Annotated in this window: 11 protein-coding genes; 9 read left to right on the top strand and 2 right to left on the bottom strand. The window is 45.3% G+C overall.

Annotated features, from left to right (window positions below; translation table 11 throughout):
- The first annotated feature begins 9 nt into the window (after positions 1-9).
- The 6 genes from FHS60_RS05080 to FHS60_RS05055 all read left to right on the top strand — a co-directional run bounded on the left by FHS60_RS05080 (position 10) and on the right by FHS60_RS05055 (position 6,029).
- Positions 10-777 carry a tetratricopeptide repeat protein gene (locus FHS60_RS05080; protein WP_183695899.1) on the top strand — a complete coding sequence of 256 codons (768 nt, stop codon included), beginning with the start codon at positions 10-12 and terminating at the stop codon, positions 775-777.
- A gap of 7 nt (positions 778-784) precedes the next feature.
- The gene (gene secG, locus FHS60_RS05075; RefSeq protein WP_183695896.1) at positions 785-1,123 is read left to right on the top strand and encodes a preprotein translocase subunit SecG; all 339 of its coding nucleotides are present in this window, start codon (positions 785-787) and stop codon (positions 1,121-1,123) included.
- Between the two features lie 113 nt (positions 1,124-1,236).
- Complete coding sequence (locus tag FHS60_RS05070) at positions 1,237-2,550, top strand: UDP-glucose dehydrogenase family protein (protein ID WP_183695893.1); 1,314 nt, start codon at positions 1,237-1,239, stop codon at positions 2,548-2,550.
- A gap of 286 nt (positions 2,551-2,836) precedes the next feature.
- Positions 2,837-3,196 carry a thioredoxin gene (gene trxA / locus FHS60_RS05065; protein ID WP_183695890.1) on the top strand — a complete coding sequence of 120 codons (360 nt, stop codon included), beginning with the start codon at positions 2,837-2,839 and terminating at the stop codon, positions 3,194-3,196.
- A gap of 25 nt (positions 3,197-3,221) precedes the next feature.
- On the top strand, positions 3,222-5,648 hold the full coding sequence (locus FHS60_RS05060; protein ID WP_183695887.1) for a DsrE/DsrF/DrsH-like family protein: 2,427 nt from the start codon (positions 3,222-3,224) through the stop codon (positions 5,646-5,648).
- 9 nt (positions 5,649-5,657) lie between these two features.
- Positions 5,658-6,029 carry a MarR family winged helix-turn-helix transcriptional regulator gene (locus tag FHS60_RS05055; protein WP_183695884.1) on the top strand — a complete coding sequence of 124 codons (372 nt, stop codon included), beginning with the start codon at positions 5,658-5,660 and terminating at the stop codon, positions 6,027-6,029.
- A gap of 497 nt (positions 6,030-6,526) precedes the next feature.
- Here FHS60_RS05055 and dinB read toward each other — a convergent pair whose 3' ends face one another.
- Positions 6,527-7,642: a DNA polymerase IV gene (dinB, locus tag FHS60_RS05050; protein WP_183695881.1), complete on the bottom strand. Its 1,116-nt coding sequence runs from the start codon at positions 7,640-7,642 to the stop codon at positions 6,527-6,529.
- 102 nt (positions 7,643-7,744) lie between these two features.
- On the opposite strand from dinB, the gene FHS60_RS05045 reads away from it, so the two are divergent.
- Complete coding sequence (locus FHS60_RS05045; RefSeq protein WP_009346878.1) at positions 7,745-8,167, top strand: Fur family transcriptional regulator; 423 nt, start codon at positions 7,745-7,747, stop codon at positions 8,165-8,167.
- Between the two features lie 75 nt (positions 8,168-8,242).
- Here the strand turns inward: FHS60_RS05045 and FHS60_RS05040 are convergent, their stop codons facing one another.
- Positions 8,243-8,674: a hypothetical protein gene (locus tag FHS60_RS05040; RefSeq protein ID WP_009346879.1), complete on the bottom strand. Its 432-nt coding sequence runs from the start codon at positions 8,672-8,674 to the stop codon at positions 8,243-8,245.
- Between the two features lie 101 nt (positions 8,675-8,775).
- On the opposite strand from FHS60_RS05040, the gene FHS60_RS05035 reads away from it, so the two are divergent.
- Together FHS60_RS05035 and FHS60_RS05030 are read left to right on the top strand one after the other, a co-directional pair.
- Positions 8,776-10,548, top strand: a complete 1,773-nt coding sequence (locus FHS60_RS05035; RefSeq protein ID WP_183695878.1) for a glycoside hydrolase family 20 protein — start codon at positions 8,776-8,778, stop codon at positions 10,546-10,548.
- A gap of 132 nt (positions 10,549-10,680) precedes the next feature.
- Positions 10,681-12,051, top strand: a complete 1,371-nt coding sequence (locus tag FHS60_RS05030) for a TrpB-like pyridoxal phosphate-dependent enzyme (RefSeq protein WP_183695875.1) — start codon at positions 10,681-10,683, stop codon at positions 12,049-12,051.
- Positions 12,052-12,333: the final 282 nt, after the last annotated feature.

The raw sequence follows: 12,333 nt of genomic DNA, 5'->3' as shown, positions 1-12,333 counted from the left end.
ATAATACGAATGGAAATTTCTGCCTACATAGATCATCCAGAACGTCTCGACAAAGATTCTCTCTACAAGCTTCGTGAACTTGTGGGACGCTACCCCTACTATGCTGCAGCGCGCCTTTTGTTCTTGCAGAATCTCTTTCTGCTTCACGAACCTAGCTTCGGGGAGGAACTGCGCCGTGCAGCACTTTTCCTGCCCGATCGCCGTGTTCTCTTTCATCTTTTCGAAGGCACTCCTTTTGATATCAAAAACACGCCATCCACAGAACAGCCAACACAACCTGTTCAAACTCCACATAATCGAAGTGAACGTGCACACTCTCTCATTGACAACTATCTGCAAGAAGAACCCGTACATACTGAAACACCGCATCGACAGCCTACCGCCGCTGACGCCACAACAGATTATACGGCCTTCCTTCTGCAACTTGACGATGCTGAGCCCAAAGAAGAAGAAAAAGTTCTGCCTACTTCTACACGAAACCAACGAAGCAAGGCACTCGTGGAAAACTTCATCGCTAAACCAGGTCGCATCAAACTGAAAGAAGAGCCCGAATTTACGCCCGAACTTCCTGAAGAACAAGCCGAAGAAAATGAGGGAATCAGTGAAAACTTTTTCACGGAAACGCTCGCACGTATCTATATCAAACAAGGACGGTTCGAAAAGGCAATCGAAATTATCAGAAAACTAAACTTGGTTTATCCGAAAAAAAATGCTTACTTTGCAGACCAAATTAGGTTCTTAGAGAAAGTTATCGCAAATAATAAACATAAAAAATAAGATAAAAATGTATCAAGTATTCGTCATTCTGGCTGTAATCGTAGCCGTTCTGCTGACGTTCATCGTACTGATTCAGGAATCTAAGGGTGGCGGTTTGGCCTCCAATTTTTCTGCATCTAACGCTATCATGGGTGTACGCAAGACAACTGACTTTGTAGAGAAGGCCACATGGACTTTGGCTGCTTTGCTCGTTGTTCTGAGCGTTGCAACAGTCTATGTAAAACCCGAAGCATCTCGTGCCAGCACCGTTGTGACCGACATGAAGGTTAATATGCCTGAACTTCCTACGCAACAAAAGGGTGCAGCTCCCGCTGCTCCTGCACAGCAGGCTCCGGCTCAAAAATAAACTCATTTGCTCATTGCAAGACAAATGTTTTATCATTATGCGAATTTTTTCTTTTCAAGAGAGAATTCGCATAATTTCATTACAATAGTTTCTTTTCACTAATCCTAAGAAAAATGAAAATAGCCATTGTCGGAACAGGATATGTTGGACTAGTCAGTGGAGCTTGCTTCGCTGAAATGGGCGTTGAGGTAACTTGCGTTGACATAAATCAGGAAAAGATTGAACAACTCAAAAAAGGAATCATCCCTATCTACGAGCCAGGTCTAGACGAGATGGTGCTTCGCAACTACAGAGAAGGCCGCTTACACTTCAGCACTCAGTTGCGTGACTGCATAAGCGATGTAGAAGCAGTATTTAGTGCTGTAGGAACACCTCCCGACGAAGACGGAAGTGCCGACCTTAGCTACGTACTCAATGTGGCGCACGAAGTGGGACAATATATAAACCATTATCTTGTCGTAATCACAAAATCAACCGTCCCCGTTGGAACGGCAGCTCGCGTAAAAGCGGCGATCCAAGAAGAGCTTGAAAAACGCGGCAAAAATATAGAGTTCGATGTGGCTAGCAATCCTGAATTCCTGAAAGAAGGAAGCGCTATTAAAGATTTCATGTCGCCCGATCGCGTAGTTGTAGGTGTGGAAAGCGAACGCGCCCGCGAACTGATGACTAAACTCTATCGGCCGTTCCTCCTCAATAACTTTCGCGTGATTTTCACAGACATTCCCAGTGCCGAAATGATAAAATATGCAGCCAACTCTATGCTGGCCACGCGTATCTCTTTCATGAACGACATTGCCAACCTCTGCGAACTCGTTGGAGCAGATGTAAATGCCGTTAGAAAAGGCATAGGTTCTGACACACGCATCGGCTCAAAGTTTCTCTACCCTGGATGCGGCTATGGAGGTTCTTGCTTTCCCAAGGACGTAAAGGCACTCATCAAAACAGCCGAGCAAAAAGGTTACCCCATGAAGGTGTTGCAAGCTGTAGAGGCAGTTAACGAAATTCAAAAGAACGTACTTTTCAATAAGTTAAACGCCTACTATAATGGCGACTTACAGGGAAAGACTATCACCCTTTGGGGCTTAGCCTTCAAGGCTGAAACTGACGATATGCGCGAGGCAACATCGCTTGTCACTATCAAAAAGCTCCTCGAAGCTGGATGCAAAGTTCTCGTTTACGATCCTGCTGCCATGAACGAATGTCGGCGCCGTATTGGCGATAGTGTCTACTACGCACAGGATATTTACGATGCCACCTTAGGTAGTGATGCGCTCCTACTCCTGACCGAATGGAAACAATTCCGATTACCCTCTTGGGAAGTTGTTCGCCGCTCAATGAATCGTCCTATTGTTTTCGATGGCCGTAACATTTACGACCCGTCGGATATGCAAGCAGCAGGCTTTGAGTATTTCTCCATCGGCCGCTAAACAACTCTCACACAGAAATCATAATCCTAAAACTATCAACTAAAGGCTCGACTCCTTTCAATTGATAGTTTTTTGTATTCCACCCCCTCCTGACTTCGCCCATGCTTTCTCCCTATATTTTCGTCAAGAGAGCACAGAAGAAGAGGGATTTCTCCTGCCTTTTCTTGCATAACTAAATTATTTTCCAAAGGAAATTTGTTTTATCAGAATATTATATATACTTTTGCACAAGTTTCCAGAGGAAAATAAAATTTAGAACTAAATAATCCACTAAAAGAAAAGAACTATGAGTGTACAAAACTTAACAACTCTCGACTTCAAGAAGCAAATTATGGACTTCGATACGAATCCGCAAGAATGGAAATATCTTGGTGACAAGCCAGCCATCATTGATTTCTACGCTACATGGTGCGGCCCTTGCAAAGCTACAGCTCCAGTGCTCGAAAAGATTGCGGAAGAGTACGACGGACGTATCAATGTTTTTAAAGTAGACGTTGATCAAGAACAAGAACTTGCTGCAATCTTTGGCATCCAGTCCATCCCCTCCATCTTATTCATTCCGATGAATGAGAAACCGCAAATGGCAACTGGCGCAATGCGACAGAGCGACTTTGAACGCGCTATTAATGACATTCTGCTTAAATAAGTTCGTCGCAAAACGTAGGAAATAAATGAAACACCTTATCATTGGCGGTGTGGCAGGCGGAGCAACAGCTGCGGCCCGCATCCGCCGCATTGACGAACAGGCAGAGATTGTCCTTTTAGAAAAGGGGCCACATATTTCATATGCAAATTGTGGTCTCCCTTATTATATAGGTGGCGTAATAGCCCAACGTGAAAAACTCTTTGTTCAAACTCCCGAAGCTTTCGGACGACAATTCAACGTGGATGTACGCATTTGCAGCGAAGCCATAACTATTCATCCCGACAGCAAGACTGTAACGGTGCGCAAAGCCAATGGTTCTTGCTATGAAGAAAGTTATGACCGCCTCTTGCTCTCACCTGGTGCTACACCTATATGTCCACCATTAAAGGGAATTGACCTTGAGGGAATTTTTACTCTCCGAAATGTGGAGGACACCGATCGTATCAAAAGCTATCTCCAGGAACACGAAGTAAAGAGTGCGGTTGTCGTGGGCGGAGGTTTCATAGGATTGGAAATGGCTGAAAACCTCCAAGAAGCCGGTGCAATGGTTTCCATTGTTGAAATGGCCAACCAAGTCATGGCACCAGTTGATTTCTCCATGGCTTCATACGTTCATCGCCATCTGACGGATAAGGGCGTTGCTCTCTATCTTGAAAAAGGCGTAGACCATTTTGAGCAAATCGACAATCGTATCCGTGTCTGCCTTGCAAATGGTGAAAACATAGATGCCGATCTCGTGCTGCTATCCATCGGTGTTCGCCCTTCTACGAATCTCGCTTCCGAAGCTGGCATCCAAGTGGGGCGTGGCATCCAAGTGGACGAGTATTTAGAAACATCCATCCCCGACATCTTTGCTGTGGGAGATGCAATCGAATTCCCCCATCCCATCACGGGAGAAAACTGGCTCAACTATCTAGCAGGTCCTGCCAATCGGCAAGCGCGCATTGTGGCAGACAATATGGTAAGGGGGAAAGTAGAAAAATACGAAGGCTCCATAGGAACTGCCATTGCAAAGGTTTTCGATCTCACGGTGGCTACAACAGGGCTGCCCGCAAAGCGGTTGAAACAAGCAGGAATTGCTTATGCTAGCTCCACAACTATTTCGGCGGCGCACGCTGGCTACTACCCTGGCTCTTTCCGTCTAACTACCAAACTGACGTTCGACCCCAAGACAGGACGCTTATTTGGTGCGCAATGTGTGGGACATGATGGAGTGGACAAACGCATTGATCAAATCGCACTTGTCATAAAGAATGGAGGTACTGTAGAAGACCTCATGCGCGTAGAGCAGGCTTATGCACCACCTTTCTCTTCTGCAAAAGATCCAATAGCCATTGCTGGCTATGTGGCTCATAATATCATAAGTGGTGCAATGCCTGTCATTTATTGGAGAGAGATAGACCGTCTCGATCTCAATAAGACCTTCCTTCTTGATGTCAGAACTCCTGGTGAATACAGATTAGGTACAATTCAAGGGGCTGTAAACATCCCCTTGGACGAGCTGCGCGAGCGCATCAACGAACTACCAAAAGACAAAGAAATCGTAGTGTTCTGTGCAGTTGGACTACGCGGCTATTTAGCACTGCAAATCCTTCAAGGGCATGGTTTTGAGAAGGTGCGAAATCTCTCAGGCGGGTATCAGATTTACTCTCTTGCTACTGCACCTATTTATATTGCTTCTACTCCGAAGAAGCAACTAGAAATAAATACTACAAAGCCCTGCATATCTACTCTAAAAATAGATGCGTGCGGACTGCAATGCCCTGGCCCTATCATGAAGTTGAAAAATGCTATGGACCAAGCGCAGGTTGGCGAACGCATTGAGATTGTAGCTACAGACGCTGGATTTTCGCGTGATGCCGAGGCGTGGTGTCAAACAACAGGAAACAACTTCATCACAAGTACAATCCAAAAAGGTTATCACACTGTGGTCATCGAAAAGAACGCTCCAGTAGAATGCACATCTCACACTGCCAGCAATAGCAAAAACAAAACGCTGATCATGTTCAGCGACGACCTCGACAAAGCCCTTGCCACCTTTGTTTTAGCAAACGGGGCAGCTGCCACAGGACATAAAGTTTCTATTTTCTTTACCTTCTGGGGGCTCAACGTTCTCAAACGCGAAAAGAAACCAAAGGTGAAAAAAGATTTCTTCGGTAAAATGTTTTCGTGGATGCTCCCCAAGAGCTCCAGAAGCCTACACCTCTCTCAGATGAGCATGCTGGGTATTGGCGATCGGCTCATTCGTCACATTATGCGCAAGAAAAATATCAACTCGCTTGAGGAGCTACGTGATCAAGCGCTCGCCAACGGTGTTGAGTTTATTGCGTGTCAGATGTCGATGGATATGATGGGAATTGACAAAGAAGAATTCATCGATGGAGTAAGTATAGGCGGCGTTGCCACCTATATGCAACGCGCTGAAGATGCGAATGTAAACCTCTTTATTTAAAGAATAAACATGGACAAAAAATGTATCTGCCGCTTGCGCAGCATCTATCGTGCCATCACGGCTTTGGAACAAGAAATGCAAAAGCTTCATGGCATAAATATCAACGAAGGAATGCTCCTTTGCCTGTTGTCCGAGAATAAAAGTTTGACATCGGGCGAAATTGCTGAAGCCTTAGGATTGACATGTTCCAACACTTCAAAAATTATCTGCGCCGTCGAAAAAAAAGCACTCATCTCGCGTGTTATGGGAAAGACTGACAAACGCGAAATGTACTTCTCACTATCAGCAGCAGGCAAAAAACGACTTGAAGAAATGAAAGACTGTGATTGGGAACTACCCGAAATCCTCACACAAGTTCTTGAGAAGACAAACAATGAATAGGAGGCAAAAGCTATCGCAGAGAAAGCGTGGATAAGGGCAGAAACTATCATTAGTCCCTCTCTGATCCCCTTCTCCTGTTTTTGATCTTTTATAAAATTCTCAATAGATCTCAACTCTCTATCCGCAACGCCTAACAACAGGCGTTGCGGATTTTTAGAAACACTTATATGCGTGACAACAAAATTTTGAGCTGTCGGTTGTTGTCACACTGTTATCACGTTTGTAATACAAACTTTTTCAACACTTTAACTATCAAGTGTGACAACGTAACGATGTGACAACGAAAAAACAAGATGCGGGAAAGAGCATATCTCGTCATAATTTCTTCGCTCCTTATCATCACAAAAAATACAATAAGCGCGTCAGCTGATAGCCTTATTCTGTCAGCTGACATCCTTATTGTATTTTCAAACGCAATAAGGATATTTTTGATTCGATAAATAACACGCGCCACTGTACTGAAAAAGGTGAAAAATCTCCTAAGAAAGTTGCAAAAATTATGGTTCAGAAGTACCACCCAACCAAGTGCTTTCATCACCAAAATCAAACTCCAACTGAATCCATTCGAGCTTTTTTACGTCTTCTTCCTTCGGTGACGACACGGAAAGGCCAAGCAAGCGTATAGGACGGGAAGTGTCAGTTTTGGCCAATAGTTGCTTTGCCAAAGGAAGAATTTGCTTCTTTGTACGCAAGAGTTCTTGTCGTGTCAAACTGCGAGTGATTTGCGTAAAGTCCGCATATTTCACTTTCAATGTCAAAGTTCTACCTTCAAACTTATGCTTCTTGATGCGCTCCACAAGTTTCAGCGTGACATGGTATAATTCAATAATCACAGACGCCTGCGTCTGTAAATCTTTTTCAAAGGTATGTTCACATCCCACTGACTTGGCTTCACGCGTTGTCACCACGGGCCGTTCATCAATACCGCGTGCAAAATTATAGAACACTTGCCCCATCTTCCCAAAGGCTTGTGTTAGACTATGTAAAGAATATTCTCGAAGTTGTTCCCCTGTATATATTCCCATCTGATGAAGGCGTTCTGCCGTTTTAGGCCCTACGCCCCATAGTTTTGTAACAGGCAAATGAGCAATAAAGCGGAGCGCCTTATCGGGATGAATGGTGCAAAGTCCGTCGGGCTTGCGATAATCCGAGGCTATCTTTGCCAGCAATTTACAATAGCTCACACCTGCAGAAGCCGTCAATTGGAGCTCTTCCTGAATACGGGTCTTTATTTCGCGCGCAATATCCACTGCCAATTCTATCCCTTTTTTGTTTTCCGTCACATCCAGGAAAGCCTCATCAACACTCAAAAACTCTACTTGATCCGTATAATCATGGAAAATCTCACTTATCTGACGACTCACAGCTCGATACTTCTCAAAATGGCACGGAACGATAATGAGCGATGGGCATAAGCGTTTGGCCACTTGAACGGATTGGGCAGAATGCACACCAAATTTACGCGCCTCGTAGCTAGCAGTAGTGACAACGCTGCGCTCTTCATCGTTGCCAACAGCCACAGGTTTGCCGTGCAACTCTGGATTGTCGCGCTGCTCAACGGCTGCAAAAAAGCAGTCCATATCAACATGGATGATTTTCCGCTCAGTAGTCATTCTTTCAGTTTGCTAGGATGCAATAAATGGTCTGATAGTTTTTTTTCTTACTTTTGCTTTGCAAGTAAAAAAGTTTGCCTTTGTAGTCAAAGCCGTAGAATCATGTACACAGACATAGAAGAACTCTTCGCTCAGCACGAAATACGCCCAACGGCCAATCGCCTTATCATAGCCAGAGCACTATCGGAGGCGTCCCACCCTCTCTCGCTCTCAGATTTGGTTCAGAAGATTCCCTCCATCGACAAATCTGGCATCTTTCGAACTCTGACGGTATTCCGCCAACAGCATTTGGTCCATGTGCTCGAAGATGGTAGCGACGGCGTGAAATATGAACTTTGTCATGGCCATTCCGATAAATCAGGACGAGATGATGATATGCACGTTCATTTCTACTGTGAAGAATGTCATCAAACCTATTGTTTGGAAGAAACGCCCATTCCGCTTGTAACAACGCCGGAAGGGTTTCTCACCAAAAGTGTCAACTATATGATGAAGGGGATTTGTCCCAAATGTAAGAAAAGATAGATTGCTGAAACAGAGAGAAGCTACCAATCCTCCAGGAACTAAAGCGCAACGCCTGTCTGCTACTCGATTCCTAAACTATTCCTTACTCAACGCCTCCCAGAAGCCTTCGAGATCTTCGTCAAGTCCTGGCAGCAATTCGCCATCTAACTGAATAAGATCATCATCTACCAGATAGAGATTGGCCACAGCAGAATTGTCGTCGTCGAAGAGTACAAAAGAATAAGGTTTGAGCACGTTCAGAGAATCCATTTCTTCTTTAATATCTAAAATGGCTTCTTTTAGTACAGGCTGGATGCGCTCGTAGAAGTCTTCCGAAGTATCACCAATCCATTCTTCCACAACGCAACGAGTCAGCTCTTCTTCATTGTCATCAAAAATCAAAAGCTCCCCACCCTCTTGCTTCACTTGCAGGATGATATCTGTCATCGGGAAATTCTCCGTTTCAAGGGGAAATTTCGATGCGGCCTTACGCAACGCACGCTGTAGTTGTTGAATCGTTCCGGACATAATAAACTTACTTTTATAGGGCGAAGATACGGATAAATCTTATACATTCATAAAAATCCAAGTAAAAACAGTAACTTCGTGGCATACTAAAGCTTATAATTATGACTATTTTTTCATTTCTACGCAACATAGCAAGAGCTTTGTGCGTTGGAGCTCTTCTTTCTTGCACCTCTCTTGTGCAAGCTCAAGAGAAAGAAAACGTAATTTCTCCTGCCTATTCGTGGCGAGGCTGTATGCTGGACCTTTCGCGTCATTTCTTCACCACTGATTTCTTACGGAAGCAGATTGATTTCTTAGCCGAGCACAAAATCAATCGCCTGCACCTGCACCTCACTGATGCGGGAGGATGGCGTATTCAGATAAAGAAATATCCACGTCTCACAGAGATCGGGGCATGGCGCACGGAATCGGATTGGCACAAATGGTGGATAGGCGGAGATCGCCGCTATCTGCACGAAGGCGACTCTGCAGCTTATGGTGGCTACTATACGCAGGACGAACTGCGCGCTTTAGTGGCCTACGCACAAGAGAGGGGAATCACCATCGTACCCGAAATAGAGATGCCGGGCCATAGTGAAGAAGTAACGGCCACTTATCCCGAACTAAAATGCGTGGGCAATGAAGGAGCACAGGCTGATATGTGTCCATCCAATGAAGCTACTTACACATTTCTTGAAAATGTTTTGCAAGAAGTGATACAGATATTCCCCTCGCGCTGGATACACATCGGCGGCGACGAAGCCAGTAGAGATACTTGGCTGAAATGTACGCGCTGTCAGCAAACAGCGAAAGAACTGGGCTTTAATCATGTGAACGACCTGCAAGGCTATCTCATTCGGCGCATACAACGATTCCTAACTCAGAAAGGGAAAGAGATGATTGCGTGGGACGAAGCATTGGAGGACACCACGCTTACTGGAGCGACCATCATGGTATGGCGAAATGCTGCGGCAGCTCGCCAAGCTATCCGCCAAGGCAACAAGGTAATCATGAGCCCTACAAGTCACTGCTATTTTGACTATCATCAAGATGCGCCCTACCTGCAACCCACGGGGATTGGTGGCTACAATACGTTCAACAACGTAGCTAGTTTTGACCCTGCAGCAGGATTGAGCGCAGAAGAACGCAGCTATATTCTAGGCCTGCAAGGAAATCTGTGGACAGAATTTGTTGAGACGCCAGAACACGCAGAGTATATGCTCTATCCGCGAGAGTTAGCCATCGCTGAAATAGGACTAAAGGGGCGCATTAGCGACATCAGCCATTTCCGTAAAAGCATCATCACCCAATACCCCCATCTGGATAGTCTAGACATCCACTATTTTGATTTACGCAAAGAAGTAGGCGAACGTCCTGAAAGTCGAAATCCAAAAAACTCTCAAGCGGCCGACATAAAGGTAGTCTATCACCGACCTTTTAGTACATATTACCCTGCTGGCGGAAATGAGGCCCTCATAGATGGCACTTATGGAGGTTGGAGTCACACAGACGGCCGCTGGCAAGGCTTTTGCCAATCCACCGACACGATAAAGAAGCCTTATTGCATGGATTTAACGCTCGATCTTGGCAAGGTGAAAGCAGTTCACAATATTGACATGGAATTTTTGCAGAATAGTGAAGCGTGGATTTATCTTCCAGAAGATTTTCGCATCTCTATTTCTAAGAATGGGCGCAACTTCCGCGAGATTTTCCAAAAAGGAACACCGCGTGAACCGAATAATAAACCGCTCTACGTTCATTGGAGATGGATTGGTACAAAAAAAGCACGCTACATCCGCCTCCAAGCACGCGCTCCACGCCCTGGAGAATGGGTTTTCAGCGATGAAGTTCGCATCAATGAACAAAGGGGAAAATGCGGAACCAAACCATATTAGACAGTCGCCAAAATAACATAAAAAGCATGATGTGCAGAATTAGCCATCAATAGTAACTGCTTTGTCTTAAAGATACTGCATACATGTGCTTACACAAACTAAAAGAAACAACACTTAAACGCTTATCTTTTCATGAAACAAAAGAAGTTTTATTTGGCAGAACAAGACTTACCCAAGCAATGGTATAATATATTGGCAGATATGCCCAATAAGCCTCTGCCTCCTCTCAATCCAACCACTCGCGAGCCGTTATCTGTCGAGGATTTGACACGTATTTTCAATCACGAATGTGCCAAACAAGAACTCGACACAGAGCACAAATGGATTGACATCCCTGAAGAAGTGCAAGAGAAGTACACTTTCTATCGCTCTACCCCACTTGTGCGTGCCTATGCCCTTGAGAAAGCTCTCGGCACAAAGGCACACATCTATTTCAAAAACGAGTCAGTCAATCCGCTCGGCTCGCACAAAGTCAATTCGGCCATACCTCAGTGCTACTATTGCAAGCAGGAGGGCGACACTAATGTAACAACGGAAACAGGTGCTGGGCAGTGGGGCGCAGCTCTCTCCTATGCTGCGCGTCTTTATGGCTTAGAAGCTGCCGTTTATCAGGTGAAACTCACCATGCAACAAAAGCCTTATCGCTCCATGATTATGCGCACTTTTGGGGCTACCGTAGAGGGTTCTCCCTCCATGAGTACTCGCGCCGGCAAAAACATTATTACGCGCGACCCTCGCCATACGGGTTCACTCGGCACAGCCATTAGTGAAGCCATCGAACTGGCCACAACAACGCCAGGTTGCAAATACACGTTGGGAAGTGTGCTTAATCATGTCACGCTTCATCAAACCATCATCGGATTGGAAGCAGAAAAACAAATGGAAATGGCGGGAGAATATCCCGACAAAGTTATCGCGTGTTTCGGTGGCGGTAGCAACTTCGGCGGTCTGGCCTTTCCCTTTATGCGCCACGTATTTGACGGCACGCACCCCAATACGGAATTTATCGCAGCAGAGCCCCAAAGTTGCCCTAAACTAACGCGAGGGAAATTTGAATACGACTTTGCCGACGAGGCTGGTTATACACCACTTCTGCCCATGTACACGCTGGGACACGACTTCAAACCGGCCAACATTCACGCAGGCGGACTTCGCTATCATGGTGCGGAAACGCTGGTTTCGCAACTTATCAAAGATGGTCACATGCACGGTGTAGACATTGCTCAATTAGAAGCTTTCAACGCTGGTCTACTCTTTGCACAAGCGGAAGGTATCATTCCCGCGCCTGAGAGCTGTCACGCCATTGCTGCTACTATCCGAGAAGCAAAGAAAGCCGACGAAGAAGGGAGCGCGCCTGTTCTTCTCTTCTGCCTGAGCGGACACGGCCTCATCGATATGCCTTCTTACGACAGCTTCATCTCTGGCGATCTGCAAAACTACTCGCTCAGCAATGAGGACATCAAAGAAAATCTCACGAAGGTGCCACACGTTGATATTCCGTAGAGACTTGCAGCACTATAAAAGAATAACAAACAACATTGTGTGCTTATCTACAGACCTCTGAAAAGCACACATCTAAACAGAAAAGAAAGATGCTTAAAGGAATTACCAGGGGCACAATCTTTCTTGATAGTGGCTACCGCAAACTCACCTTCGAAGAGGTCGTAAACATTCTGAAAGAGAGCATGTAATCTACTACAAATAGACTTCTGATAAGGGGATATTGATATTTTTAAGATATCTCTCCTTCAAAAAAAGAGGAGAATCTGAAGTAATAGCCAAAAA

It is taken from the genome of Alloprevotella rava (genome assembly GCF_014195585.1).
Lineage (GTDB): Bacteria > Bacteroidota > Bacteroidia > Bacteroidales > Bacteroidaceae > Alloprevotella > Alloprevotella rava.
The sequence above is the reverse complement of the archived record's forward strand: the minus strand, read 5'-3'. Positions and strand labels throughout refer to the sequence as shown.

Coding starts and splice junctions, on each gene's coding strand:
- FHS60_RS05040 (WP_009346879.1), bottom strand. CDS start 8,674: ATGTCCGGAACGATTCAACAACTACAGCGTGCGTTGCGTAAGGCCGCA.
- FHS60_RS05035 (WP_183695878.1), top strand. CDS start 8,776: ATGACTATTTTTTCATTTCTACGCAACATAGCAAGAGCTTTGTGCGTT.
- FHS60_RS05080 (WP_183695899.1), top strand. CDS start 10: ATGGAAATTTCTGCCTACATAGATCATCCAGAACGTCTCGACAAAGAT.
- FHS60_RS05070 (WP_183695893.1), top strand. CDS start 1,237: ATGAAAATAGCCATTGTCGGAACAGGATATGTTGGACTAGTCAGTGGA.
- dinB (WP_183695881.1), bottom strand. CDS start 7,642: ATGACTACTGAGCGGAAAATCATCCATGTTGATATGGACTGCTTTTTT.
- trxA (WP_183695890.1), top strand. CDS start 2,837: ATGAGTGTACAAAACTTAACAACTCTCGACTTCAAGAAGCAAATTATG.
- FHS60_RS05055 (WP_183695884.1), top strand. CDS start 5,658: ATGGACAAAAAATGTATCTGCCGCTTGCGCAGCATCTATCGTGCCATC.
- FHS60_RS05030 (WP_183695875.1), top strand. CDS start 10,681: ATGAAACAAAAGAAGTTTTATTTGGCAGAACAAGACTTACCCAAGCAA.
- FHS60_RS05045 (WP_009346878.1), top strand. CDS start 7,745: ATGTACACAGACATAGAAGAACTCTTCGCTCAGCACGAAATACGCCCA.
- secG (WP_183695896.1), top strand. CDS start 785: ATGTATCAAGTATTCGTCATTCTGGCTGTAATCGTAGCCGTTCTGCTG.
- FHS60_RS05060 (WP_183695887.1), top strand. CDS start 3,222: ATGAAACACCTTATCATTGGCGGTGTGGCAGGCGGAGCAACAGCTGCG.